This window comes from Kluyvera sp. NPDC087067 (assembly GCF_044745165.1).
In the GTDB taxonomy this organism is placed as follows: domain Bacteria; phylum Pseudomonadota; class Gammaproteobacteria; order Enterobacterales; family Enterobacteriaceae; genus Kluyvera.
Genome location: NZ_JBIUZS010000003.1, coordinates 104467 through 129375 on the forward strand (window position 1 = coordinate 104467; position 24909 = coordinate 129375).

Below are 24909 nucleotides of genomic sequence, written 5' to 3' on the forward strand. Positions count from 1 at the left end.
CATCCGGCCCCTTTTTTTATGCCGAAATTTAATCAATTAGTGTACTCTTGCGGCGATCGCAGGAGGGTAATAACGGATGGAAATGACTTTTTTACGTGTGGCGCTATTGAGCGTCGTGGTACTGCTGGCAGGTTGTGATAACTCCAATGCGCCGGAAGCACCCAAAGCAGCGGCAACCGTGCTGGAAGGGAAAACCATGGGAACCTTCTGGCGCGTTAGCGTCGTCGGTATCGATAAAGCGCAGGCAGACGAGCTGCGACAAAAGGTGCAAACTCAGCTCGACGCTGACGACCAGCTCCTGTCGACATGGAAAAATGATTCGGCGTTAATGCGCTTTAATCATTCCACCAGTATGACGCCGTGGCCGGTGAGTGAGGCGATGGCCGATATTGTCACCGAATCATTGCGTATTGGTCGCAAGACCCAAGGCGCCATGGATATTACCGTTGGGCCGCTGGTCAATCTCTGGGGCTTTGGCCCGGATAAACAGCCGCTAAAAACGCCAACCCAGAGCCAGATTGACGCGGCGAAAGCGCGCACCGGGCTGGAGTTTTTATCGGTTATCAACCGCTCAGGACGGCAGTACTTACAAAAATCGCTCCCCGATCTTTATGTCGATCTCTCGACGGTCGGCGAGGGATATGCCGCCGATCATCTGGCACGTCTGATGGCCCAAGAGGGGATTTCGCGCTACCTGGTCTCGGTGGGCGGCGCACTGGTCAGCCGGGGCATGAACGCTGACGGGCAGCCGTGGCGAGTGGCTATCCAGAAACCGACCGACCGGGAAAATGCGGTGCAGGCGATTGTCGACATTAACGGTCACGGGATCAGCACTTCCGGCAGCTATCGCAACTACTATGAGTTGGATGGTCAGCGGATCTCCCACGTTATCGACCCGCAAACCGGACGGCCTATTACTCATAAACTGGTCTCCGTGACGGTGATTGCGCCTACCGCGCTGGAAGCCGATGGCTGGGATACCGGGCTGATGGTGTTAGGCCCGCAGAAAGCTCAGCAGGTGGTACGCGAACAGGGGTTGGCGGTATACATGATTATGAAAGAAGGTGATGGATTCACGACCTGGATGTCACCGCAGTTCCGCGCCTTCCTGGTGGGCGGGAAAAATTAAAAAGCAAGATTGCGGGTTTTTTAATTCCTCCCTTTAGGCAAAGTGATGGTTACACTAAAGGGAGGGGCTCGTTATGACATCTTATACTTCAATGACCGATGATGAACGCTGGCAGGCGGTGCTTAACCGTGATGCGGCCGCCGACGGTCAGTTTGTCTTCGCCGTGCAGACCACCGGTATTTTTTGCCGCCCGTCTTGTCGCGCGCGTCACGCACTGCGTCAAAACGTGCGTTTTTTTGCGGATATTGACGCCGCACAGCACGCCGGGTTTCGGCCCTGTAAGCGCTGTCGCCCCGAAACGCTTTCGCCAGAGCAGCAAAAAATCGCTAAAGTCGCCCACGCCTGCCGATTACTGGAACAGGAAACGCCGGTCACCCTCGAGGCGCTCGCCCAGGCGGTGGCGGTCAGCCCTTATCATTTTCATCGACTGTTTAAATCCGTCACCGGAATGACGCCAAAAGCCTGGCAACAGGCCTGGCGCGCTCGTCGTCTGCGTGAATCATTAGCAGCCGGACAAGCGGTAACGCAGGCGGTGCTGGAGGCGGGATTTCCCACCAGCAGCAGCTATTATCGCCACGCGGACGACATTCTTGGCATGACCGCCCAGCGTTATCGGCAGGGGGGAAAGTCGTCGGATATTCATTATTCAACAGGTGAGTGCTCACTAGGGCGCTGTCTGGTGGCGATGAGCGAGCGCGGGATCTGTGCGGTTTTACTCGGTGATGATGATGCCACACTGCTGGCTGAGCTACAGCAAACGTTGCCTGCCGCACGATATCTCGCGGCAGACGCGGCCTCAAGTGAGCAAATCGCCACGGTGATCGCCGGCCTGAATCAGCCCGGCGGTACTTTATCGCTGCCGCTTGATATTCGCGGGACGGCCTTCCAGCAGCAGGTCTGGCAGGCGCTACGCACGATACCCGAGGGCCAAACGCGTAGCTATCAGCAGGTGGCGGACAGTATCGGCAAGCCAAAAGCGGTGCGAGCGGTTGCTAGCGCCTGCGCCGCCAATCGGCTGGCCATTGTGGTGCCGTGCCATCGTGTGGTGCGTGGTGATGGCGCACTTTCCGGTTATCGCTGGGGAGTGGCGCGTAAAGCTGCGCTGTTACAACGTGAAAAGGAGCGCTAATGCTAGATCTCTTTGCGGATGAAGCGCCGTGGTCAGAGCCATTGGCCCCGGGTGCTGTGGTGCTGCGTCGTCTGGCGCGAGAAAAAAGCGCCGAGCTGCTGGCCGCCGTTGAGCAGGTGGCGGCCATTTCGCCATTTCGTCAGATGGTGACGCCGGGCGGTTACACTATGTCGGTGGCGATGACCAACTGTGGCCCGCTCGGCTGGAGTACAGACCGTCATGGATACCGGTACTCGCCGATAGACCCGCTCAGTGGCAAGCCCTGGCCCCTGATGCCGGACTGCTTTCTGGCGCTGGCGCAGGATGCGGCAAGCCGTGCCGGATACCCCGACTTTCAACCCGATGCCTGCCTGATTAACCGTTATCAGCCGGGCGCAAAACTGTCGCTGCATCAGGATAAAGACGAAGCCTGCCTGAATGCGCCGATTGTGTCGGTGTCGCTGGGCCTTCCGGCAACCTTCCAGTTTGGCGGTCTGACGCGCAGCGCTCGGCTGCAAAAGATATTTCTGGAGCACGGTGACGTAGTGGTGTGGGGTGGGGAATCCCGACTGTTTTATCATGCCATATTGCCGCTCAAGGCCGGTCATCACCCGCAGGTTGGCGCGTGGCGCTATAACCTGACTTTTCGTCGTGCCGCTCAATAGCGAATAAAAATAAGAATTATTCTTGATGTAGTTTCTCAGCAGTTTACACTGCTGGCTGTTTTTTCAAGTCCGGGTAGCTGCGATGGAACTTCTCTTACTGGTCTGGCGTCAATATCGCTGGCCTTTTATTGGCGTCATGGCGCTGAGCCTGCTTAGTGCGGCGCTGGGTATCGGCCTTATTGCCTTTATCAATGTTCGTTTGATTGAGATGGTCGATACCACTTTATCCGTCTTACCGGAATTTCTTGGCCTGCTCTTATTGCTGATGGCGGTCACGCTGGGATCGCAGCTGGCACTGACCACGCTGGGGCACCATTTTGTCTATCGTCTGCGCCGTGAATTTATTAAGCGCATTCTTGATACCCAGGTTGAGCGGGTGGAAAAACTGGGCAGCGCCTCGCTGCTGGCGGGGCTAACCAGCGATATCCGCGCGATTACCATCGCTTTTGTGCGTCTGCCGGAACTGGTACAGGGGATTATCCTGACCGTAGGCTCCGCCGCGTATCTGGCGATGCTGTCGACGAAAATGCTGCTGATTACCGCACTGTGGATGGCGCTGACCATCTGGGGCGGATTTATGCTGGTGGCGCGCGTCTACAGACACATGGCAACGCTGCGCGAAACCGAAGACCGACTGTACAATGACTATCAGACGGTGCTGGAAGGGCGCAAGGAGCTGACCCTAAACCGCGAACGCGCAGAGTATGTTTTTGAACAGCAATTTACCCCGGACGCCAAAGCCTATCGTCACCATATTGTGCGTGCCGATACCTTCCACTTAAGCGCCGTCAACTGGTCAAATATCATGATGCTGGGCGCTATTGGGCTGGTGTTCTGGATGGCCAATGGGCTGGGATGGGCTGATACCAACGTGGCTGCCACTTACTCCCTGACGCTACTGTTTTTGCGTACGCCGCTGCTCTCGGCGGTTGGGGCGTTGCCGACGCTTTTGAGCGCACAGGTGGCCTTCAAAAAACTCAATAAATTCTCGCTGGCACCGTACCGGGAAACCTTCCCGCAGCCGACGGCGCACCCTCACTGGCAGACCCTTGAGCTGCGTGATGTGACCTTCCATTATGAAGACAATACCTTTGCCGTTGGGCCGTTAAACCTGACGCTGAAACGCGGTGAGCTGGTGTTCCTGATTGGCGGTAACGGCAGCGGTAAATCGACGCTGGCGATGCTGCTGACCGGGCTATATCAGCCGGTTTCCGGGCAAATTCTGCTCGACGGCCAACCGCTGGCCGCTGAGAAGCCGGAAGATTATCGCAAACTGTTTTCAGCGGTGTTTACCGATGTCTGGCTGTTTGAACATTTACTGGGGCCGGAAGGCAAGCAGGCTAACCCGGAATTGGTCGAGAAATGGCTGCTTCAGCTACAGATGACCCATAAAGTGAAGCTGGAAGACGGTCGCATTCTTGACCTGAAACTGTCTAAGGGCCAGAAGAAGCGTGTGGCGCTGCTGCTGGCGCTGGCGGAAGAGCGTGACATTATTATGCTCGATGAGTGGGCGGCCGATCAGGACCCGCATTTCCGCCGCGAGTTTTATCAGGTCCTCCTGCCATTGATGCAGCAAATGGGGAAAACGATATTTGCCATCAGCCACGACGATCACTATTTCGTCCATGCCGACCGTCTGCTGGAAATGCGCAACGGGCAGCTTAGTGAGCTGGTCGGTGAAGAGCGAGAACGTGCCTCAAGGGACGCCGTAGCACGAACGGCCTGATTTTTTTGCCGCTTCGCTGATTTTTTCAACGCTTGAGCGCCCCGTTTAGCCTTTTTTACATACCCCGCGCTATGCTTAAACTCGCCCACTCATCCGAGTGGGCGAACCTTCACGAATAAGGATTATTCATGTCTCTGTTGAAGAAGAACAGTGCCCGCCTGCGCGACGAAGAGCGTATGCGCCTTATCTGGTTGCTGACAACCGATAAGGCCATCACCTCGGCGTTGCTGGGCAAACTGACGCTGGCCGAACAATATGACGAAAGCACGCTAGCCGACGACCTTGCGGAAGTGGGGGCGCTGGTTACGCACCTGCAGCCGCCGGATCTTGCCGATACCCTGGAGGCGTTACCGTCGGAAGAGCGTCACGCACTGTGGAACATGATCGAAGACGATCGCCGCGGGAAAGTGTTGCTGGAAGCATCGGAGAACGTCTGGGACGACCTCATTGAAGATATGAGCGACCGGGCGTTGCTCGATGCACTGCACACGCTGGATATCGACGAACAGATCTACATGGTGCAACACCTGCCGCGCGATCTGACGGGCCGTCTGCTGGCCTCGATGACCCCGGAAGAACGCGCCCGCGTGCGCCAGGTGATGAACTATGCGCACGACTGCGTGGGTTCTATCATGGAGTTCGAGGTCATCACCATCCGGGCGGATGTGACTCTGGCTTCCGTGCAGCGCTTCCTGCGGCGGTTGGGCAAAATGCCGGAGAACACCGATAAACTGTTCGTTATCAAACGCGACCAGACACTGGTGGGTGAACTGGAACTGAAAACCATTCTGCTCAATTCAGCGGATCGGTTTGTTCATGAAGTCATGGAGTCCGATCCGATGACCTTCCACCCGGAAGAAAAATCGGAAAGCGTGGCGCGAACGTTTGAACGTGACAACCTGATCAGCGCCGCGGTCATTGACTCTGACGGTAAGCTGATGGGACGTTTAACCATCGATGAGATCGTTGATGTGGTCTATGAAGAGACCGACAGTGATTTACGCCGGATGGGGGGGCTGAGCAGTGACGAAGACGTTTACGCCCCGGTGATGAAAGCGGTCAAAACCCGCTGGGCGTGGCTTGCGATTAACCTCTGTACGGCGTTTATCGCCTCGAGGGTGATCGACGGATTTGAACATACGATTTCACAGCTAGTGGCGTTGGCGTCGTTAATGCCGATTGTCGCCGGGATTGGCGGCAACACCGGTAATCAAACGATCACCATGATTGTGCGCGCGCTGGCGTTACAACATATTCAGCCGGGAAACTTCTCATTCCTGATCCTGCGTGAAATGGGCGTGGCGCTGATAAACGGTGTCGTCTGGGGCGGGATTATGGGCGGCATCACTTGGTTACTGTATGACGACATGCACCTGGGCGCGGTGATGTCACTGGCGATGATCTTAAACCTGCTGGTGGCTTCGGTAATGGGGGTATTGATCCCGATGATCATGGTTAAGTTCGGACGCGACCCTGCGGTCGGTTCGAGCGTCATGATCACCGCGATCACCGATACCGGCGGCTTCTTTATTTTTCTGGGGCTGGCGACCGTGTTTCTGCTTTAAGCCTGGCCCGCTCTTTCAGGCGGCCTGGCACCACCACCATCATCACGATACCCGTCAGCACCCCAATAGCCAGATTGCCGGTGCTGACGGTGGCCGCGATGGTCACCAGCATCACCAGCGTTTCCGGCCACGGCGTGCGTTTTAGCGTCGCAGGCCGGAGGCTCTGCCAGCTAAAGGTTTTAAACGCCACAATCACCATAATCCCGGCCAGTACAGACATTGGGATCATCGCCATCACTTCGCTTAACGCCGTCACCAGCAGTAGTAAAACCAGCGCTGCGGCGACGGTGGAAAGGCGGCTCCGGCCTTTGCCCATCTCCACGTTAACAATGGTTTGACCGATCATCGCGCACCCGGCGATACCGCCATAGCAGCCAGCCAGAATATTGGCGATGCCAAGACCTGCGCTCTCACGGGTTTTATTCGACGGCGTGACGGTTAAATCATCCACCAGTTTAGCGGTTAGTAGCGATTCCATTAGCCCGACAAAGGCAATACTCAGCGCACAGGGCCAGATAATGGCCAGCGTGTTGAGATTGAGCGGAACCAGCCATTGGGTTAATCCCGGCAGCCCGCCGCCCATTGAACCTTCATCGCCAACGGTAGGTAACACTTGTCCGCTGGTGGCGGTGTAAATCGTCAGCAACACCACGGCTATCAGCGGGGAAGGGACGCATTTGAGCACTTTAGGAAGCCACAGCACAATCAGAATGGTGGCGGCAAAAAGGGTGATAATCAGCGGGCTCCGTGTCCAGAAATGGGGAACCTGGGCAAAGAAGATAAGAATACCCAGCGCATTGACGAAACCGCTCATGACCGATGCGGGGATAAAGCGCATCAGCTTCGCCATGCCGCACACGGCAAACAGAATTTGAATCATTCCCGCCATGACTACCGCAGGAAGAATGTAGGCCACCCCGTGTTGATGCACCATCGGGCCGATAACCAGCGCGACCGAACCGGCCGCCGCCGTGACCATTGCCGGACGGCCGCCGAGAAACGACATCGACAGGCACAGTACCACTGAGGCAATCAAACTGACTTTAGGGTCGACACCGGCAATGACCGAAAAGGAGATGACTTCCGGGATGAGCGCTAAAGCAGTAATGATGCCTGCCAGCACTTCGCGGGTAAATAGCTTGGGTGATGTCAAAACGGCAGTCAAAGAAGGGGACGGAGAGGTGTTGGGCATAAGATATTCACAGGTTATCGATGGCCGGTCTTTCATAAGCCACAGCTTCCGTGCGCACCATCACAAAGGGGGGAATAATAGCGCTTCCCGTCACATTCTACTAGTACCAAATCTCATTTTCTGTACACATTTATTAAACATTTTAATAACAGATCTCAAAACTCAACTTAAATTTTAAACAATATTTAATTTTATGCCGCCTGGTGGTAACGTAACCGCACGGATGTTTTTACCTGCATGTAACAAATCGCAAGTCAAGTAAGGCCCCCTACGATGAAAAAAAAGATAGCTGTACCCAACGCGCAGAAAACGGGTAGTGAAACGATTTCTGTGGCGACTAAGGCGAAGACTCGGGCGGTTCACGAGACAGATGTATTGCTGATAGGTGGCGGAATTATGAGCGCTACGCTGGGTACATGGCTTCAGGAGTTAGAGCCAGACTGGTCGATTACCATGGTTGAGCAGATGGAAAGCGTGGCGGAAGAGAGTTCTAACGGCTGGAATAACGCCGGTACCGGGCACTCAGCGCTGATGGAACTCAACTATACCCCGCAAAAAGCCGATGGCTCAGTCAGCATCGATAAAGCCATTGATATTAACGAAGCCTTCCAGATTTCTCGTCAGTTCTGGGCGCATCAGGTGACGCGCGGCGTGCTGACGCAGCCGAAAAGTTTTATCAACACCGTGCCACATATGAGCTTTGTGTGGGGCGAGGACAACGTCAACTTCCTGCGCGCCCGCTATCGCGCGTTGCAGAAAAGCCCGTTGTTTAACGGCATGCGCTATTCCGAAGATCACGAACAAATTAAGCAGTGGGCGCCGCTGGTGATGGAAGGCCGCGATCCGCAGCAGAAAATTGCCGCCACCCGTACCGAGGCGGGCACCGATGTTAACTACGGCGAAATCACCCGCCAGATGATTAACGCGCTGAAAAAACATGACCGTTTTGCGCTACAGCTTAATACCGTGGTACGCCGTTTCCGTCGAAATGCGGATAACAGCTGGAGCGTGACGGTTTCTGATGCCAATAACAGCCACGCCAAACGAACCATTAAGGCTAAGTTTATCTTTATTGGTGCCGGTGGCGCGGCATTGAAATTGATGCAGCAAACGCATATCCCGCAGGCCAAAGAGTACGCTGGCTTCCCGGTTGGCGGTCAGTTCCTGGTGTGCGATAACCCGGAAGTGGTTAACCATCACCTGGCGAAGGTTTACGGTCAGGCCTCCGTGGGCGCGCCGCCGATGTCCGTTCCGCACATTGATACCCGTATTATTGACGGTAAACGCGTGGTGCTGTTCGGGCCGTTCGCCACTTTCTCTACGCGATTTTTGAAAAACGGTTCGCTGTGGGATCTACTGGCCTCGACTAATAAATCGAACATTCTGCCGATGCTGAATGTGGGGCTGGACAACTTTGATCTGGTGAAATATCTGGTCAGCCAGGTACTACAAAAAGATAAAGATCGCCACGCCGCGCTCCGGGCTTACTACCCAATGGCGAAAAAGCAGGACTGGCGTTTATGGCAGGCCGGCCAGCGCGTGCAGATCATTAAACGCGACTCCCGTATTGGCGGTGTATTGCGTCTGGGCACCGAAGTGGTAAGCGATGATGAAGGCACCGTAGCGGCGCTGCTGGGAGCTTCTCCTGGCGCATCAACGGCGGCACCGATCATGCTCGATCTGCTGGAAAAAGTTTTCAAAGAGAAAATGCAAACGGCCGAATGGCAGGAGAAAATTCGCGCGGTGGTGCCGACCTACGGCTCTACGCTCACTGAAAACCCACACCTCATCGACCAAACGATGGCCTACACCAGTGAAGTGCTGGGGCTGCATTATGAAGCGGTACGCGAAGCCGACCCGGTACCTGCGGTGCAGGTGCCATCAAAACCGGTAGAAGTGAAAGAGATGGCGGATATTGCGTTGTAAGCAATAATCGCAATTGGTGGCCCGGGCGAGATGTTTACGTTGACCCCGGGATTAGCTCGGAGCCCATTCCCGGCGTCACTTCGTTCTGCCGGGCTACCAACTCGTAGCCCGGGCGAGGCGTTTACGCCGACCCCGGGGTTAGCCCGGAGCCTATTCCCGGCGTCACTTCGTTCGGCCGGGCTACCTATCTCGTAGCCCGGGCGAGGCGTTTACTCCGACCCCGGGATTAGCTCGGAGCCCATTCCCGGCGTCACTTCGTTCGGCCGGGCTACCACCTCGTAGCCCGGGCGAGGCGTTTACGCCGACCCCGGGGAAACCCGGTTTAACGCACAGCCGCGTTAAGGATCTCTTCTTTGGCTTCCCACACGCGGTATTTTACTTCTACGTTGTCTGGGGTGTAGACCACAATCGGCAGCTTACTGTTGTAGCGCAGCATGCCATCATCGCCCAGCGACGCGGTAACGAACTGTTTCGTTTTCTTCTGGTCAGGGCAGGCCATCATGGTAGACATTGGCCCGGTCACTTTCTCTACGACGTAATAGTCATAACCCCAGCCTTCCAGCGTTTTACTTTCCAGCTCTGCGCCCAGACGATGGCGATTGCAGTCAACTTCCAGCGTTTGACCAATCAATAATTCCACCTTAAAGGCTGACTCATCTTTTTGTGCGGGCAACTGAATAACCTGACGCTTCATCCCTTTCTCAGCCTGTGGGTAAGGCGCGACCTTCTCCAGCGGCTGCTCTGCGGCCCATGCAGTGCTGGTGGCACAGGCGATGGCAAGTAAAGATGCGGCAAGTTTATGTGTCTTTTTCACTGTTCGTCCTTTGTATCAGTAGTTAACCAGAGCAGAATATCATTCATGTTATCAATGGTAATCGTTATTTACTGAATTTTGCATTAGGAGTAGTGCTAAATATCGAGTTAAATCTCGAAAGTAGCGATTATCACTTCACACTCCGTTCAGCAGATGCGTTATAAACTTTGTGAGTTTAGGCAATGGGCGTAAATCTTGCCGCCAAAGCAGGTGAATAGGGCGGGGTTCGGGTGTAAATGCCTCCAGGACACGCACCAGCCTGCCGCAGGCTAAATCGTCAGCCAGCAACACTTCGGGTTGCAGCAGCAGCCCGGCTCCGGCAATCGCTGCCATGCGCAGACCGTGGCCATCATTGCAGCGCAATATGGCATCGCGTTTCCACCGAACTTCGCCCGCCATGCCGGGTAACAGCCACTCGTTGCGTGCAGTCCACACGGTATGAGATAAGCACAGATGGTCGCTAAGCTCAGCGGGTGTTTGCGGGATGCCGTAGCGTGCTAAATAATCGGGTGAGGCGCAGATAACCATCCGGTAGTCGCACAGATATTTGGCGACAATATCAGTTTGCCGAATATCACCAATGCGAATAGCCAGGTCGAAACCTTCATCAACTAGATCGACCATCCGATTGGTAAGATCAAGCTCAATGCGTACCTCCGGCCAGGTTTGCAAAAAAGTGGCGGCCAGTGGAGACACCACGCATGAGCCAAATGAAGTTGGCGCACTGACTCGCAGAGTCCCGGCTGGGGCAAGACGCAGGCGCTCAATGGAGCTTTCAGCTACCATCACCTGCTCCAGAACACGTCGGGATTCTTCCGCAAAGACGCGACCTGCATCCGTCAGGCTTTGGCGACGGGTATTTCGCGCCAGTAAGCGCGTGCCAAGCTGGTTTTCCAGTTGAGCGACATATTTACCTACCATCACGGCGGACATGCCAAGCCTACCGGCGGCCTCCGTAAAACTACCGCTTTCCACCACCGCAACAAAAGCCTCCATTGCCCGTAGCTTGTCCATATTACAAACCTCTGGTTAGTAATTATCGAATCTTTTACCAGTTTATCCGATTTTTAATTGGGTAAAGAATAGTGGCTTACCTGATTAAGGAGTCGCCTATGAAAATTATGATTATTGGTGCCAGCGGAACGGTGGGCAGCGCAGTTGCAGACGTACTCAGCCGCCAGCACGAGGTTATTCGCGTGGGGCGTACCCATGGCGATGAGCAAGTGGATATCACCTCGCAAGCAAGCGTTGAGGCGCTATTTGCAAAAACGGGGAAAGTCGATGCGATTGTGTCAGCGACCGGCGGCGTCTTTTTTGGCCCGTTAGCCAGCATGACGGATGAAGATTTCAATCAGGGTCTAAAAGACAAACTGTTAGGCCAGATTCGACTGGTGCTCACCGGCCAGCATTATCTGAATGATGCGGGATCTATCACCCTCATCAGCGGCATTATCGCTCAGGAGCCTATCGCGCAAGGCGTTAACGCCGCAACGGTCAATGCCGGGCTGGAAGGGTTTGTGCGTGCTGCCGCCTGTGAGTTACCGCGTGGTATCCGCATCAATTTGATTAGCCCCACGGTCTTAAGCGAATCGGCGAAAGCGTATGAAGATTTCTTCCCCGGATTTGAAAGCGTGGCAGCGGCCACGGTTGCCAATGCCTTTCGTCGCAGCGTGGAAGGAATACAGACCGGGCGCATTTATACGGTAGGCTACTAGCTGGATTGCAAAAACGTGGCAGAAAAGTTATCCCCCTTCGCGCAGTGCGTAGGGGGGATAGGGGATTACTGAGCGGAGATCCCGGTTAAGGCGCCATAAGGGATTTTCTTGTAGTACCAATTATCGTCGTTAATCTGGACGAACGTAAATTCATCCGGGGCGAGCGACATCGATTTGCCGTTTAAGGTGAAATGGATCTGGCCTTCCAGCGGCCTGGCGCTTATCACAAGAAGCTCACCTTTATCATTGAACCAGGCGTTGGTATTGGCATCAATGTGTTGCTTCTCGCCGGTCACCATCACTGAATAGTCAAATCCGGTGGTCTTACGGTAAATATTCTGCGCGCCAAAATATTTTCCATACACGTGCGCTTCATGCCAGAAATCAAACTCACCGCCGCGATTTTGCATTTTCAGGAAATGGAAATCAGGGATCGTGAATTCACTTTTTTTCTGCGCCAGCTGGTTTTCAATAATCGCCAGACGCACTTCGTTTTGCTGATAGACGTGCAGATAGGAGGTGTAAATCAGGCTGAACGACCAGATAAAGACGCCAAACAGCAGAACGTTTATCGCCATGACGCCCGCTTTAACGGTTTTATTTGCCGTATTGAGGAGTTCTCGCCCCAGGAATGAAACGGCCAACAGGAAGAAAACAAAGGTCGACATCATCACCCGGTCAGGATAGGTCGGTGCTGCTACCATAATCAACGAGGTGCCAATACCAATTACTATCGACAGAATAATGGTGTTGAGATTGAACTTATTAAAGCGAAGCCATTTTTTCTGCGCATAGAGCAAAATTAAGGCCAGCAATGCCAATATCACGTAGGCAATCCAGATTAATGCCAGATGCCCGAATACGCGCTCGGTCACGTGAACATAGATGCGCTGGAAGATAGACATTTGATACCAGGCGTCACCGTGGGCACGAATGAAATTACCCGGTGAGAATATCAGTATGCTGGTGCCGATTAATGCGGAAACAAAATACAGGCATTTATTGAGCAGCAGGCGTTTATCACGCCAGAGATCGTAAACAACGGCTAACGCCGCAATCCCGACGACAAACGGGGCGATACTTTCATTAGAACAGCCCGCCAGCACGCCCAGAATCAGCATCAGCACCTGCGTGCGTTCTTCGCGCTGTGTCTGGATACGGTACATGTTCCATATCCAGGCAACCACAAACAGGTTTGTCCAAAGGTAGTTAGCGCTTCCTACAATCCAGAATACCGTCTGGCCGATGTTTGGGTTCGCAATCCAAAAGGTCAGGAATACCAATGCAAAAATAGAGGCATCGTGCTTCTGCCAGCGTAATGTCCCGGTGGGCGTTTTGACGATGAAATAACAGAATACGACGACCAGTAATCCGGTCATAGCCGAAATAATAGCGCGAGACCCGGTGGCCAGCAACAGCGCACTGCTGTAGTCAGCAACCACCCGTCCACTCCAGGTCAGGTAATGATTAAGGTGCGTATCTAAGGACGTGCCTAACATGGCATACACATAATCATCAGAATGTAGTGGGGTGTACCACTCGATGATAAATACGGTAATAAAGGCAATTAAAACAATGGCCCAACTCACGATCTTTTGCATCAATTATTCCTTTATCCGCGCTGCGTGACGTGCTTTTTTCTTAATAATGTATCGGGGACGTTTTTTGGTTTCGATATAGATACGGCCGATATACTCACCCAGTACGCCAATGCCAATGAGCTGTATACCGCCTAAAAATAGGATGGACACAATCAGCGAGGGATATCCCTGGACGGCATTTCCCCAAAAGATTTTATCCACCACCATCCAGAAGCCATAGGCGAAAGACAGGAGTGCCACGGCCAGGCCCAGGTACGTCCAGACCCTAAGCGGGAAGGTTGAGAAAGACGTAATTCCCTCAAGCGCGAGATTCCATAATTTCCAGCCGTTGAATTTACTTTCTCCTGCGACACGTTCCGCTCTGGAGTACAACACCACTTCGGTGTGGCCGCCAACCCAGGAAAGAATGCCCTTCATAAACAGATTTTTTTCAGGCAGCTGTTTAATGTTGTCGACCACTTCCCGGCTCATCAAGCGAAAATCACCGACATTTTCTTCGATATGAGGTTTGCTGATTTTATTATGCAGTTTATAAAACCACTCGGCGGTTTTACGCTTCAAATGACCGTCGACGGAACGGTCTTCACGTTTAGCCAGAACCACATCAGCGCCTTCCTGCCATTTCTCAATCAGTCTTGGGATAACGTCAATGGGATCTTGTAAATCGACATCAATCGGAATGACCGCATCGCCACTGGCATAATCCAGCCCCGCAAACAAGGCCGGTTCTTTACCGAAATTTCTTGTCAGTGGCAGCGAGATTACCAATGGATCTGCGGTCGCCAGCGCCTCAATAATGGATTCCGTCGCATCGGTGCTGCCATCATTAATAAAGACAATTTCAATGTCATAAGGCTTTAAGCCAAGGTGTTCGCGAACGGCTTTGTAAAAAATACCGACAGTTTCTTCTTCATTAAAAACAGGAACGATCAGTGAGATTTTCATCATGCACTCTTGAATACGATGAGTTTTGAATAAATGAAGCCCGCCACCAGACTAAAGCCGGAAAAGACAATAAGCGTGACTAACGCAGGAATGGCAAGCCTGTCAGCAATATAACCGGTTAATCCAGCCATCGCGCCCATAAAAAGAACAAAGGCGATATATCGGCCTAAGGTGGCTTGCGAGTTGAACGTCCATTTGGCGTTGGCAAAGAAACTAAACGTTACGGCGCAACCAAAGGCAATAATATTCGCAATTGCCTGTGTACTTGCAAAAAAATGAACCAACGCACCGAAGCAAAGCCAGTGGATTGCGGTATTGAGAATGCCTACAGAGATATAGCGTCCGAATAGCTTTAACATTATAAGATGGCGTCAGTTTAAGTGGTCGGCAGTGTAGTACTAACCGATTATGCGATCAACCATCAAAAAATCGTATCTTTTACGCTAGATGCATTCATTATCAACGCAATGTGTCTGGGATAACGCACAAAATCAGGAGAGGAATTTACGGCTATTACGCCGCGATTTTCGCTATAAGAAGGACAGAGCAGGGGGATGTTCTTTAAATAAGTTGGTCGGCACGGAGAGATTCGAACTCTCGACCCTCGCCACCCCATGACGATGCGCTACCAGGCTGCGCTACGTGCCGACGCCAACAAAATACTACCGCTTTTTGTGTTGATTGCAAGTCAGCAACGTCACAACTGACTCACAATTAATCAATCAGTTAGCGATAAACCGTTTTTCCTCGGTCAGGACTTGTAACAGCAAGCTTAACTGCGGTTTTTGCTCACGCTCTTTCTCGCCTTCAGCCGTCCATGTTTTATAGTGGCCGTTATGATCAAGAACCACGGTAACGGATGGCGTGGTGATCGCCAGCGCGCTGTTATCCGCCGCCGTTACCCAGTCATGGCGGCGATTAGCGCTAAACAAATCTTGTCCTTGTGAATACTCGTTGGCCGGCGTACTGACATGCAGCAAGCGTTGCATCAGCGTGGTCATAATATCTTTATGATCGGTCAACAGGTCGATTCGCTGGGCAGGCGTTCCCGGCCAGTGGATAACCAGTGGAACCTGCAGCTGCGGACGTGACCAGCTAAAGCTGCTGTTTTGTCCCTTCAACGGCACGCCGTGACCGGCAGTAATAATGACTACCGTATCGTTGAGCTTACCGGACTCGCGCAGGGCATCCAGCACGCGGGCAATCTGTGCATCAACATCCGCTGCCGCACGGGCGTACTGCCGGTCGCTCAGTTCAGAATCGTTCATCGTGGTACCGTTAAACGATACCCAGGAGAACCAGCGGTTTTCATCCTGTGCATTATTCTTAAGCCAGTTCACCCACTGCCTTGCGGTCTGCGCATCATTTTGCGACTTGCTCGGCGGCAAAGAGAAATCAGACAGCAGCGCCTGGCGATAAATTGGGCTTGTGAAGCCATCAGAAGAGAACAGCCCCAGCTGATAACCCTGCTGATTGAGCGCGCTGATAAGCGCCGCGGGAATACGCGCGGCAAGCACGCCATCCATATAGCTTGGTGACACACCATAGAACAGGCCAAAGATGCCGTTGTCCGCGGTGTTACCTGAGCTCATATGTTGAGTAAAGTTGACGTTTTCGCTCGCGAATTGCGCAAGCGACGGCATCTGCTGCTCATAGCGCGAGTAGTTCAGGCCATCAACCGTGATGAGCAGGACATTTTTCCCGGCTCCCATATCGCGATAGCGCAGATCGCTTAATGGATATTGTACGGTGACGGCTTCCGGGTCGCCTTGCTCAATCAGGCGTCGCTGATAATCCTGCGCATCCAGCAGACCATGTTTCTCGAGGAAACGGCGGGCCGTCATCGGATAGGAAAGCGGCAGGTTAGCGCGCTGCATTGTGACCGGGCGATAGAAATTGGCATCCGCCCAGATATACATCACGTGTGAGGCGATAAATGAGGCGAAGAAGAACCAGGCGACGGGCCGCGCGTAGTGGCGACGCCGCGTCAGGCTGCGCAGCTTCTGCCAGCTCCAGGTGGCGAATAGCATCTCCACGAGGAGGATAACCGGCACGCTAATAAACATCAGCTGCCAGTCGCGGGCCATCTCATTTTGATCGGGGTTTATCACAAGCTCCCACACCACCGGATTCAGGTGTAAGTGGAAACGGGTAAAGACTTCGCTGTCGATAAGCAGCAACGTCATGCCCACTGTCGCCAGAATGGCGGACAAGAAGCGCATCAGGCGCTGGGACATGACGATAAACGTCAGGGGGAACAGAATCAGCAGGTAGGTGGAGAACACCAGGAAGCTGAAATGCCCGACAAGGCTCATGTAGGAGTAAACGCGTCCCGCAAGCGTTGTCGGCCAGTCGGCGACAAAAAGATAGCGACTACCGAGCACCATAGCCAACAGCATGTTGAACAGGGCGAACCAGTGCCCCCAGCTAACCATCTGGGAGACTTTTTCTCGATAGGGCTGACGATGAGTCACCATAAACTGTTGCTTGTACCTTTAGTGCGCAGAGTCGCTGTTAATAGAAGATTGCAGCGCCTGGGCAAAAGAGCGCGCGATAGCCTGGCGTTGAGCCGGAGCCACGCTGCTGTTAATCAGATTGGTGACCATATTCCCCAGAACCATCAACGACAGGTCGGTTGGAGTTTTATGTTCTTCCAGTACGTTAGCGAGCTCGCTCAGCAGCTGTTCAACGTGTTCATCACTATAGCGGGATTGTTGTGGCATAAATCGAAATCTGTCCATTCATTAAAGGGCAGTATATTACCGTAGCAGCAGTATTTTTTCCGCTTTTTTTAAGCATTCGCGATATCCTTTCGCCATTATACTGCCGCGAATGCGGTAATGAGTCAGTTGCACTGTGGCATCGGGGGTGTTTGAATACACCCGATCATAAAGGAGAGTTTAACATGAGTCTGGATATCGACCAGATTGCTTTGCATCAGCTCATCAAACGTGATGAGCAAAACCTGGACGTCGTGCTGCGCGACTCGCTGCTGGAACCTACCGCGCCGGTAGAGGAGATGATGGCTGAGCTGCATCGCGTGTACAGTGCCAAAAACAAAGCCTATGGCCTGTTTACCGAAGAAAGCGAGCTGGCGCAGGCGCTGAAGCTTCAGCGTCAGGGTGAGGAAGACTTCCTTGCTTTTACCCGTGCCGCTACCGGTCGTCTGCGTGATGAGCTGGCGAAATACCCGTTTGCTGATGGGGGCATTGTCTTGTTCTGTCACTATCGTTATCTGGCGGTGGATTACCTGTTGGTGGCCGTGCTGAACAATCTCAACAGCATGCGCGTGAACGAACAGCTGGATATCAGTGCCACTCACTATCTGGATATCAATCATGCGGATATCGTGGCGCGTATCGATTTGACCGAGTGGGAAACCAACCCGGAGTCCACCCGTTATCTGACCTTCCTGAAAGGGCGTGTTGGCCGTAAGGTGTCGGATTTCTTCATGGACTTCCTCGGCGCCAGCGAAGGGTTAAACGCCAAAGTGCAAAACCGCGGCTTGCTGCAGGCGCTGGATGATTTTGCCGCCGAAGCGCAGCTCGACAAAAACGAGCGTCAGAACGTGCGTCAGCAGGTCTATAGCTACTGTAACGAGCAGTTGCAGGCGGGCGAAGAGATTGAGCTGGAGTCGTTGTCGAAGGAGCTTTCCGGGGTCAGCGAAGTCAGCTTCAGCGAGTTCACCGCTGAAAAGGGCTATGAGCTTGAAGAGAGCTTCCCGGCGGATCGCAGTACGCTGCGTCAATTAACCAAATTTGCCGGCAGCGGCGGTGGCTTGACGATTAATTTCGATGCGATGTTATTAGGCGAGCGGATCTACTGGGATCCGGCCACCGATACGCTGACCATCAAAGGGACGCCGCCAAACTTGCGCGACCAGCTCCAGCGCCGCACGTCCGGCAAAAGCTAAACCGCTTTCGCAAACCCGTTCATCATGAGCGGGTTTTTTCTGGGCATAAAAAAACGGCTCCAAAAGGAGCCGTTCTTCTTTGTCACGTTGACCGGTTTGCGATTACGCGCGAACGAAGTCGATGTGAGCCAGCTTAGGCTTGAACGGGTGACGCTGAACAGCCTGTGCCTTAACTTTTTCTTCTTTACCATCAACAACGATGGTCAGAACTTCGCTGTAGAATTCAGCGTTGGTCTGCAGGTTCCACACTTTGTCGTGATCCAGTTCGATAGCAACTGGAGCAGCTTCGCCACCATAAATGATAGCTGGGAACTTGTTAGCTGTGCGCAGGCGGCGGCTCGCACCCTTACCCTGCACTTCACGTACTACTGCATTGAAAGTAATCATTGAAAGCTCTCTATATATAAATCCTGCTACAGGCGACCCAGCAGCAGGCAACTGATCTGCTTCACGGATGTGAAAGCGGGCGGCATTATAGCCTCCAATTCCTTGTCGGGCAATGAAAACCTCAGGCTCAATTCGCCGTTAGACGTAACCGCAGGCTGTCCGGGTAAGGGGAAAAGTACTTCTGGGTCAGCAGATAGTCGTCCGGGTGCTCGGCAAGATAATGCTGTAGCAACGTCAACGGGGCGAGAATGGGCAGCAGACCGGCATGATAATTCACAATCACTTCCCGCAGCTCAGCGCGCTGACGTTCGTTAAGCTGTTTGCGGAAGTAACCCTGAATGTGCATCAGCACGTTGGTGTGGTTTTTGCGCGAGGCGGGCTGCTGCAAAATGGCCATCAGTTTTTCCCGGTAAGCGACAAAGAAGGCTTCCAGGTCGTCCCATTCATGGATACGGGCGATAAACGGCCCGATTTCCCGATAACCCGGCTGACTATGCGCGAGTAAATGCAGCTTATAGCGACTGTGAAAAGCCATTATCGCGCCGCGGGTTAGCCCTTTTTCGCGCATGGCGTTGAGTTCGTGGAGCGCAAACACGCGTGCCACGAAATTTTCCCGTAAAACCGGATCGTGCAACCGCCCATCTTCCTCTATCGGAAGCCACGGATAGCGCTGCTGGAGCGCGGCGGTAAACAGGCCCACTCCCGCTTTCGCACCGCGATTACCGTCTTCATCATACAGGCGCACGCGTTCCATCCCGCAGCTGGGGGATTTGGCGCACACCACAAAACCCGCGTAGTCAGCAACACCTGGCAGATAGCCCTCGGCAAACTGCTGCATTTTGTCCGTCAAGTCTTGATCGCGCGCCTGGCTAAAGCGCAATCGCACATCACCTGTGGGGGTATTAACAAGCCTAAGTGCCGGGCGAGGGGTCGGCAGACCGACAGCCATCTCCGGGCAGACTGGTTTAAAGCTTACCCATTCGGCAAGCTCATCCATAATAAATCCCATCCGTTTGTGCCCGCCGTCAAAGCGTACCGCTGCGCCGGTCAGGCAACCGCTAATGCCGAGTATCGGTTTGGTATTCATGACGTTTCCTGTTATTGCGGGTAGTAGATAAAGCATAGATTCTCCCGAATCTTACCGCGTGGCTTTTTTCTCCTCTACTACACTTATTGGACTTTTCATTGTGAAGGACGTTTACATGAAGTTATGGCCCGTCGTTACCGGTGTTGCACTCTCATTGGCGCTAGTGGCTTGCCGTTCGCCCACGCCGCCAAAAGGCGTGACACCCATTGACCATTTTGATGCCAGCCGCTATTTAGGAAAATGGTATGAGGTTGCGCGCCTGGAAAATCGTTTTGAACGTGGGCTGGAGCAGGTGACCGCCACCTACGGTAAGCGTCAGGATGGGGGGATTACAGTGATAAACCGCGGGTATGATCCGCAAAAAGGCGTGTGGAAAGAGAGTGACGGGAAAGCCTATTTTACCGGTAAACCTACCACCGCCGCGCTGAAAGTGTCATTCTTCGGCCCGTTCTATGGCGGTTACAACGTCATTGCCCTGGATGATGACTACCAGTACGCGCTGGTCAGCGGGCCGAACCGCGATTATCTGTGGATCCTGTCCCGGACGCCGACGCTACCGACCCAGGTGCGGCAGAATTACCTGAATATCGCACGCGGACTCGGTTTCGCGGTGGACGATCTGCTGTGGGTGAAGCAGGCCGGCGGCTAGCGCAGCTCGCCTGCGCGACGAAAGCGCCCCTGATAGTCGAACACTTTTTCACGCACCTGCCAGTAACGGTCTTTTTGGCGGGCGACGACAAAATCCGGGGCGCGCAGCAGCGCCTGTTGACTGATAATATCACCCGGCGTTATCCAGCGTAGCGGCACGCCCGGCGTGCGCGTATGTGGACGTATAAACAGCTGTTCAAAGGCCATCTTCTGAGCAGGTGTGTGCAGGCGGAAGCGCTCACTCACATCGGCCCCGTCTTCATCGTAATAGGTGATTTTCAGCCAACTCCCTTTCTCATCCATCCCGTCCTGCAAGGTCATTCCGCTACAGCGCAGCACGAGCGCATCTTTGAGCTTCAGCGCCGCTTTCAGCATATCGTCCGGGTCAACCAGTACCGTGTCGCACTCACGGCAGCGGCGGGCGGCAATATCATTCTCTGCGTTACACTGCGGACAATTTTTAAAGCGGAAACGATAGTCGCACTGCTCACGATGCCCTTCATCATCCTCAAGCCAGCCCTGACAGCGGCGACCAAAGTGTTCAATAAGGGTGCCGTCAGCGGTGGTTTTACCCCAGAAGGTATTGGCAAATCCGCAGCCGGGGCAGAAAACCTGCACCGGCACGTTATCGCTTTTCCCCTTAGGCGAACCCACCTCCGGCGTGTAGAGGTCATGTGGATTACCGGCGTAATCCAGGATCAGACAATCGGTTTTACCCGGCGCCAGGCGCAATCCACGGCCCACAATTTGCTGATACAGGCTGATGGATTCCGTTGGGCGGAGGATGGCGATGAGATCCACGTGCGGCGCGTCAAAACCGGTGGTCAGGACGGAGACATTGACCAGATAGCGGAACTGCTGATGTTTAAACGCCTCAATCAGCTCATCGCGCTGCGGCCCCGGCGTTTCTCCGGTAATCAGCGCGGCGTCGTTGGCGGGCAGCAGGCCGGTGATTTCGCGCGCGTGTTCAACGGTGGCGGCAAAAATCATCACTCCCTTTCGGGTCTGCGAAAATTCGATTATCTGGCTGATGATATGCGGCGTAATGCGCTGCTGCTGTTTAAGTTCGCGATTAAGATCCGCTTCGCTGAATAAGCCGTTGCTGTTGGCCTGAAGTCGGCTGAAATCATACTGCACAACCGGCATATCCAGCCGCTCTGGCGGCGTCAGATAGCCGTGCTTAATCATATAGCGCAGCGGCAGCTCGTAAATACAGTCGCGGAACAGGGCTTTTTCATCGCCCCGCACCATGCCGTGGTAGTGATACTGATAAATCCAGCCTTTACCCAGCCGGAACGGCGTTGCCGTCAGCCCCAGCAGCCGAATGTGAGGATTCACTTGCTTGAGGTGAGTGAGGATTTGCTGATATTGGCTGTCGTCGTCATCGCTGATACGGTGGCACTCATCGACAATCAGCAAGGAGAACTCGCCCTGAAAATGGTCAAGATTTCGGGCGACGGACTGTACGCTGCCAAACACCACTTTGCCGTGACTCTCTTTGCGTTTTAAACCGGCGGCGTAGATATCTGCTTCCAGCCCCAGCGCGAGATACTTAGCATGGTTTTGTGCCACCAGCTCTTTAACGTGAGCCAATACCAGCACACGGCCGCGCGCAAGCCGCGCCAGTTCGGCGATAACCAGGCTTTTTCCTGCCCCGGTGGGCAAGACGATAACGGCCGGGGCGGTCTGGCGGCGAAAATAGGCCAGGGTGGCGTCAACCGCCTCCTGTTGATACGGGCGTAGTGTAAATGTCATGAGCTTGATGATTGTCCTTAACTGCCAAATAGTATGCCATGAATCTTTTCACTTGAGTGACCCGACAAGCCCGTTATACTTACTCATTGTTACTACCCCATTTTTCGGACGCTTGTCCGACACCGGCACTATTTACAGGCTAAAAATACTTCATGCGACTTGATAAGTTTATCGCTCAGCAACTCGGCGTCAGCCGTGCTATTGCCGGGCGTCAGATCCGCGGCAACCATGTGACCATTGATGGCGAAGTGGTACGCGAGGCGGCATTTAAACTGTTACCTGAACACGAGGTCGCCTATGAGGGCAACTCGCTGACTCAGCAGAAAGGCCCGCGCTACTTTATGCTGAACAAACCGCAAGGCTACGTGTGTTCGACCGAGGACCCAGATCATCCAACGGTACTTTATTTCCTCGACGAGCCGATTGCTTATAAGCTGCATGCCGCAGGTCGTTTAGATATTGATACCACCGGTTTGGTGCTGATGACCGACGACGGCCAGTGGTCGCACCGCGTGACGTCTCCCCGTCATCACTGCGAGAAAACCTATCTGGTGCAGCTGGAGAATCCGGTCAGCGATGATACGGCCGAACAGTTCACTAAGGGCGTGCAGCTGCATAACGAAAAAGATCTCACCAAGCCCGCGGTGCTGGAAGTGATCACGCCAACCGAAGTGCGTCTGACCATCAGCGAAGGGCGTTATCATCAGGTAAAACGTATGTTTGCCGCCGTCGGCAACCGCGTCATTGGCCTGCACCGCGAACGCATTGGTGCTATCGCCCTTGATCCTGACATGGAACCGGGTGAGTACCGCCCGTTAACCGCAGAAGAAATTGCCAGCGTTGGCGCACCAGAGCGCTAACAAAACTCAGAGGTAGATTGTGACGTCCAGGCCGCGCTCGTCGTTCAGTATTGTGTTTATTCTTGGCCTTCTGGCCATGTTAATGCCGTTGTCGATAGACATGTATCTGCCGGCGTTGCCGGTCATCTCGCAGCAATTTGGCGTGCCGGCAGGCAGCGCGCAGATGACGCTCAGCACCTATATTCTGGGGTTTGCTGTCGGTCAGCTGTTGTATGGCCCGATGGCGGATAGCCTCGGGCGCAAGCCGGTTATCCTGGGCGGCACGCTGATTTTTGCCGCCGCTGCCACAGCCTGTGCGCTTGCTCCATCGATTGACTATCTCATTGTTACCCGTTTCTTCCACGGCCTGGCGGCTGCGGCGGCAAGCGTGGTGATTAACGCCCTGATGCGCGATATCTACCCGAAAGAAGAGTTTTCACGAATGATGTCGTTCGTGATGCTGGTCACCACCATTGCGCCGCTGGTGGCACCGATTGTCGGCGGGGCAGTGCTGGTGTGGTTTAGCTGGCATGCGATTTTCTGGATCCTCGCTATCGCTGCGATCCTGGCGTCCTTGATGATCTACTTCTTTATCGATGAAACGCTGGCCGTCGACAAGCGTCAGCCGTTCCGGCTTCGCACCACGCTTGGCAACTTTGCTTCTCTATTCCGCCATAAACGCGTGCTTTCCTACATGCTGGCGAGCGGTTTTAGCTTTGCGGCAATGTTCTCGTTTTTGAGCGCCGGGCCGTTTGTTTATATCGAACTTAACCACGTGTCGCCGCAGCACTTTGGCTATTACTTTGCGCTGAATATCGTGTTCTTATTTGTAATGACCACCATTAATAGCCGTTTTGTACGCAGGGTAGGCGCGCTGTGGATGTTCCGCGCGGGCCTGATCGTGCAATTCGTGATGGCGGTGTGGATGGTGGTTTGCGCCTTATTTGACGTTGGATTCTGGTCATTAGTGCTGGGGATCGCGGTCTTTATTGGCTGCGTTTCGATGGTGTCATCGAACGCGATGGCGGTGATCCTCGATGAATTCCCGCATATGGCCGGTACGGCATCTTCTCTTGCAGGCACGTTCCGCTTTGGCATCGGCGCCATCGTTGGCGCGCTGCTGTCGATGGCCACCTTTACCACCGCATGGCCGATGTTAATTTCGATTGCCCTTTGCGCCACTGCTTCCATTCTGTTCTACCTCTACGCCAGTCGCCCACGTAAAACCGCGCAGTAATACCGCTTATGAGGGGCGAAATACGCCCCTTTTTTGATAAACATCAACAGAAATTGCATTTCCGATAGGGCGTGATGTTTCTTTTATGTAAAATCCGTTTATGTAAAAAGTCACATTGTTGTAGATAAAAAGGTTGTGTTAGATCACAGAAACGGGTACATATAGCGCGAAAACGCATCAGTACACCGAACTATGTCGTAGAAAGAATGTTGAATGCTGGCGTTTTTTTTGTGGATGCAGGACGATTTGTCAACAATGTGTTAATATGGATGTGAAATAATTGTGAAGCACTTTGCTTACCGGGAAGAACGTATGACATTTCAGCTCTCAATAGTACATCGGCTACCGCAAGACTATCGTTGGTTAGCGGGTTTTGCAGGTTCGAAGGTTGAACCGATTCCGCAAAATGGCGCGGCGAGTGATAACACGCTGGTAGCGCTTAAATTATTAAGCCCGGATGGCGATAGCGCCTGGCCGGTCATGCACTCATTGAGCCAGGCGTTGAGCGATATCTCCGTTGATTGCTCAGTTCTTGAGTGTGAAGGGGAGCCGTGCTTATTCGTCAAGAGTCAGGACGAGTTTGCCGCGACCTGCCGTCTGAAAAACTTTGGCGTGGCCATTGCAGAACCCTTTTCTGGCAACAACCCATTTTGACCG

At 53.7% G+C, this 24909-nt stretch carries 23 protein-coding genes and 1 tRNA gene; 12 read left to right on the forward strand and 12 right to left on the reverse strand.

What is annotated here, in order from left to right; all coding sequences use genetic code 11:
- Positions 1-76: 76 nt before the first annotated feature.
- The 5 genes from apbE to mgtE all read left to right on the forward strand — a co-directional run bounded on the left by apbE (position 77) and on the right by mgtE (position 6193).
- Positions 77-1129 (forward strand): FAD:protein FMN transferase ApbE, encoded by a 1053-nt coding sequence (apbE, locus tag ACIPDS_RS09280; RefSeq protein WP_400734873.1) that lies wholly within the window; start codon positions 77-79, stop codon positions 1127-1129.
- 73 nt (positions 1130-1202) lie between these two features.
- Positions 1203-2258, forward strand: a complete 1056-nt coding sequence (ada, locus tag ACIPDS_RS09285; protein ID WP_400734875.1) for a bifunctional DNA-binding transcriptional regulator/O6-methylguanine-DNA methyltransferase Ada — start codon at positions 1203-1205, stop codon at positions 2256-2258.
- Entirely contained in the window at positions 2258-2902 is a 645-nt protein-coding gene (alkB, locus tag ACIPDS_RS09290; protein WP_400734877.1) for a DNA oxidative demethylase AlkB, read from the forward strand. The genes ada and alkB overlap by 1 nt, the downstream gene beginning before the upstream one ends.
- 82 nt (positions 2903-2984) lie before the next feature.
- Positions 2985-4628 (forward strand): multidrug ABC transporter permease/ATP-binding protein, encoded by a 1644-nt coding sequence (locus ACIPDS_RS09295; protein ID WP_400734879.1) that lies wholly within the window; start codon positions 2985-2987, stop codon positions 4626-4628.
- 128 nt (positions 4629-4756) lie between these two features.
- Entirely contained in the window at positions 4757-6193 is a 1437-nt protein-coding gene (gene mgtE, locus ACIPDS_RS09300; protein ID WP_400734881.1) for a magnesium transporter, read from the forward strand.
- Here mgtE and ACIPDS_RS09305 read toward each other — a convergent pair.
- A complete protein-coding gene (locus ACIPDS_RS09305; protein WP_400734883.1) occupies positions 6156-7385 on the reverse strand; it encodes a SulP family inorganic anion transporter in 1230 nt (409 codons plus the stop codon). The genes mgtE and ACIPDS_RS09305 overlap by 38 nt on opposite strands.
- A gap of 273 nt (positions 7386-7658) precedes the next feature.
- Here ACIPDS_RS09305 and mqo point away from each other — a divergent pair, with 273 nt between their 5' ends.
- Positions 7659-9311, forward strand: coding sequence for a malate dehydrogenase (quinone) (mqo, locus tag ACIPDS_RS09310; protein ID WP_400734885.1), 1653 nt, complete (start codon positions 7659-7661; stop codon positions 9309-9311).
- A 322-nt stretch (positions 9312-9633) separates the two neighbouring features.
- Here mqo and eco read toward each other — a convergent pair whose 3' ends face one another.
- Positions 9634-10125 (reverse strand): serine protease inhibitor ecotin, encoded by a 492-nt coding sequence (gene eco / locus ACIPDS_RS09315; protein ID WP_166516180.1) that lies wholly within the window; start codon positions 10123-10125, stop codon positions 9634-9636.
- A 135-nt stretch (positions 10126-10260) separates the two neighbouring features.
- Positions 10261-11139: a LysR substrate-binding domain-containing protein gene (locus ACIPDS_RS09320; RefSeq protein WP_400734888.1), complete on the reverse strand. Its 879-nt coding sequence runs from the start codon at positions 11137-11139 to the stop codon at positions 10261-10263.
- A 98-nt stretch (positions 11140-11237) separates the two neighbouring features.
- Between ACIPDS_RS09320 and ACIPDS_RS09325 the strand changes: the two genes are divergently transcribed.
- Positions 11238-11840: a short chain dehydrogenase gene (locus tag ACIPDS_RS09325; protein ID WP_400734889.1), complete on the forward strand. Its 603-nt coding sequence runs from the start codon at positions 11238-11240 to the stop codon at positions 11838-11840.
- Positions 11841-11905: 65 nt separating this feature from the next.
- Here the strand turns inward: ACIPDS_RS09325 and ACIPDS_RS09330 are convergent, their stop codons facing one another.
- The 6 genes from ACIPDS_RS09330 to ACIPDS_RS09355 all read right to left on the reverse strand — a co-directional run bounded on the left by ACIPDS_RS09330 (position 11906) and on the right by ACIPDS_RS09355 (position 17109).
- Positions 11906-13441: a DUF6056 family protein gene (locus tag ACIPDS_RS09330; RefSeq protein WP_400734891.1), complete on the reverse strand. Its 1536-nt coding sequence runs from the start codon at positions 13439-13441 to the stop codon at positions 11906-11908.
- A 3-nt stretch (positions 13442-13444) separates the two neighbouring features.
- Positions 13445-14386, reverse strand: coding sequence for a glycosyltransferase family 2 protein (locus ACIPDS_RS09335; protein WP_400735570.1), 942 nt, complete (start codon positions 14384-14386; stop codon positions 13445-13447).
- Complete coding sequence (locus ACIPDS_RS09340) at positions 14386-14745, reverse strand: GtrA family protein (RefSeq protein ID WP_400734893.1); 360 nt, start codon at positions 14743-14745, stop codon at positions 14386-14388. Before ACIPDS_RS09340 ends, ACIPDS_RS09335 begins: the two co-directional genes overlap by 1 nt.
- Positions 14746-14957: 212 nt before the next feature.
- Positions 14958-15034: transfer RNA gene (locus ACIPDS_RS09345), tRNA-Pro, on the reverse strand.
- A 74-nt stretch (positions 15035-15108) separates the two neighbouring features.
- Positions 15109-16863: an LPS biosynthesis-modulating metalloenzyme YejM gene (yejM, locus tag ACIPDS_RS09350; RefSeq protein WP_400734895.1), complete on the reverse strand. Its 1755-nt coding sequence runs from the start codon at positions 16861-16863 to the stop codon at positions 15109-15111.
- Positions 16864-16881: 18 nt separating this feature from the next.
- Complete coding sequence (locus tag ACIPDS_RS09355; protein WP_166516186.1) at positions 16882-17109, reverse strand: YejL family protein; 228 nt, start codon at positions 17107-17109, stop codon at positions 16882-16884.
- Between the two features lie 182 nt (positions 17110-17291).
- On the opposite strand from ACIPDS_RS09355, the gene yejK reads away from it, so the two are divergent.
- Positions 17292-18299, forward strand: a complete 1008-nt coding sequence (gene yejK / locus ACIPDS_RS09360; RefSeq protein WP_166516187.1) for a nucleoid-associated protein YejK — start codon at positions 17292-17294, stop codon at positions 18297-18299.
- A gap of 102 nt (positions 18300-18401) precedes the next feature.
- On the opposite strand, the gene rplY is transcribed toward yejK, so the two are convergent.
- Positions 18402-18686, reverse strand: a complete 285-nt coding sequence (gene rplY, locus ACIPDS_RS09365; RefSeq protein WP_166516188.1) for a 50S ribosomal protein L25 — start codon at positions 18684-18686, stop codon at positions 18402-18404.
- A gap of 127 nt (positions 18687-18813) precedes the next feature.
- Positions 18814-19773: a YbgA family protein gene (locus ACIPDS_RS09370; protein WP_400734898.1), complete on the reverse strand. Its 960-nt coding sequence runs from the start codon at positions 19771-19773 to the stop codon at positions 18814-18816.
- 115 nt (positions 19774-19888) lie between these two features.
- Between ACIPDS_RS09370 and ACIPDS_RS09375 the strand changes: the two genes are divergently transcribed.
- Complete coding sequence (locus ACIPDS_RS09375) at positions 19889-20422, forward strand: lipocalin family protein (protein WP_400734900.1); 534 nt, start codon at positions 19889-19891, stop codon at positions 20420-20422.
- Here the strand turns inward: ACIPDS_RS09375 and ACIPDS_RS09380 are convergent.
- The gene (locus tag ACIPDS_RS09380; protein ID WP_400734902.1) at positions 20419-22176 is read right to left on the reverse strand and encodes a DEAD/DEAH box helicase; all 1758 of its coding nucleotides are present in this window, start codon (positions 22174-22176) and stop codon (positions 20419-20421) included. The genes ACIPDS_RS09375 and ACIPDS_RS09380 overlap by 4 nt on opposite strands.
- Positions 22177-22328: 152 nt before the next feature.
- Between ACIPDS_RS09380 and rsuA the strand changes: the two genes are divergently transcribed.
- The 3 genes from rsuA to ACIPDS_RS09395 all read left to right on the forward strand — a co-directional run bounded on the left by rsuA (position 22329) and on the right by ACIPDS_RS09395 (position 24906).
- Positions 22329-23036, forward strand: coding sequence for a 16S rRNA pseudouridine(516) synthase RsuA (gene rsuA, locus ACIPDS_RS09385; protein WP_400734904.1), 708 nt, complete (start codon positions 22329-22331; stop codon positions 23034-23036).
- 19 nt (positions 23037-23055) lie between these two features.
- Positions 23056-24252, forward strand: a complete 1197-nt coding sequence (locus ACIPDS_RS09390; protein WP_400734906.1) for a Bcr/CflA family multidrug efflux MFS transporter — start codon at positions 23056-23058, stop codon at positions 24250-24252.
- 312 nt (positions 24253-24564) lie between these two features.
- Positions 24565-24906 (forward strand): YejG family protein, encoded by a 342-nt coding sequence (locus ACIPDS_RS09395; RefSeq protein ID WP_400734908.1) that lies wholly within the window; start codon positions 24565-24567, stop codon positions 24904-24906.
- The last annotated feature ends 3 nt before the right edge of the window (positions 24907-24909 follow it).

What these genes read in the sequence shown, in the direction of transcription:
- yejK (WP_166516187.1), top strand. Translation starts at nt 17,292, where the DNA reads ATGAGTCTGGATATCGACCAGATTGCTTTGCATCAGCTCATCAAACGT.
- ACIPDS_RS09370 (WP_400734898.1), bottom strand. Translation starts at nt 19,773, where the DNA reads ATGAATACCAAACCGATACTCGGCATTAGCGGTTGCCTGACCGGCGCA.
- apbE (WP_400734873.1), top strand. Translation starts at nt 77, where the DNA reads ATGGAAATGACTTTTTTACGTGTGGCGCTATTGAGCGTCGTGGTACTG.
- mqo (WP_400734885.1), top strand. Translation starts at nt 7,659, where the DNA reads ATGAAAAAAAAGATAGCTGTACCCAACGCGCAGAAAACGGGTAGTGAA.
- rsuA (WP_400734904.1), top strand. Translation starts at nt 22,329, where the DNA reads ATGCGACTTGATAAGTTTATCGCTCAGCAACTCGGCGTCAGCCGTGCT.
- ACIPDS_RS09320 (WP_400734888.1), bottom strand. Translation starts at nt 11,139, where the DNA reads ATGGACAAGCTACGGGCAATGGAGGCTTTTGTTGCGGTGGTGGAAAGC.
- mgtE (WP_400734881.1), top strand. Translation starts at nt 4,757, where the DNA reads ATGTCTCTGTTGAAGAAGAACAGTGCCCGCCTGCGCGACGAAGAGCGT.
- rplY (WP_166516188.1), bottom strand. Translation starts at nt 18,686, where the DNA reads ATGATTACTTTCAATGCAGTAGTACGTGAAGTGCAGGGTAAGGGTGCG.
- alkB (WP_400734877.1), top strand. Translation starts at nt 2,258, where the DNA reads ATGCTAGATCTCTTTGCGGATGAAGCGCCGTGGTCAGAGCCATTGGCC.
- ACIPDS_RS09335 (WP_400735570.1), bottom strand. Translation starts at nt 14,386, where the DNA reads ATGAAAATCTCACTGATCGTTCCTGTTTTTAATGAAGAAGAAACTGTC.
- ACIPDS_RS09305 (WP_400734883.1), bottom strand. Translation starts at nt 7,385, where the DNA reads ATGCCCAACACCTCTCCGTCCCCTTCTTTGACTGCCGTTTTGACATCA.
- yejM (WP_400734895.1), bottom strand. Translation starts at nt 16,863, where the DNA reads ATGGTGACTCATCGTCAGCCCTATCGAGAAAAAGTCTCCCAGATGGTT.
- ACIPDS_RS09295 (WP_400734879.1), top strand. Translation starts at nt 2,985, where the DNA reads ATGGAACTTCTCTTACTGGTCTGGCGTCAATATCGCTGGCCTTTTATT.
- ACIPDS_RS09330 (WP_400734891.1), bottom strand. Translation starts at nt 13,441, where the DNA reads ATGCAAAAGATCGTGAGTTGGGCCATTGTTTTAATTGCCTTTATTACC.
- ACIPDS_RS09375 (WP_400734900.1), top strand. Translation starts at nt 19,889, where the DNA reads ATGAAGTTATGGCCCGTCGTTACCGGTGTTGCACTCTCATTGGCGCTA.
- ACIPDS_RS09355 (WP_166516186.1), bottom strand. Translation starts at nt 17,109, where the DNA reads ATGCCACAACAATCCCGCTATAGTGATGAACACGTTGAACAGCTGCTG.
- ACIPDS_RS09340 (WP_400734893.1), bottom strand. Translation starts at nt 14,745, where the DNA reads ATGTTAAAGCTATTCGGACGCTATATCTCTGTAGGCATTCTCAATACC.
- ACIPDS_RS09380 (WP_400734902.1), bottom strand. Translation starts at nt 22,176, where the DNA reads ATGACATTTACACTACGCCCGTATCAACAGGAGGCGGTTGACGCCACC.
- ACIPDS_RS09325 (WP_400734889.1), top strand. Translation starts at nt 11,238, where the DNA reads ATGAAAATTATGATTATTGGTGCCAGCGGAACGGTGGGCAGCGCAGTT.
- ada (WP_400734875.1), top strand. Translation starts at nt 1,203, where the DNA reads ATGACATCTTATACTTCAATGACCGATGATGAACGCTGGCAGGCGGTG.
- ACIPDS_RS09395 (WP_400734908.1), top strand. Translation starts at nt 24,565, where the DNA reads ATGACATTTCAGCTCTCAATAGTACATCGGCTACCGCAAGACTATCGT.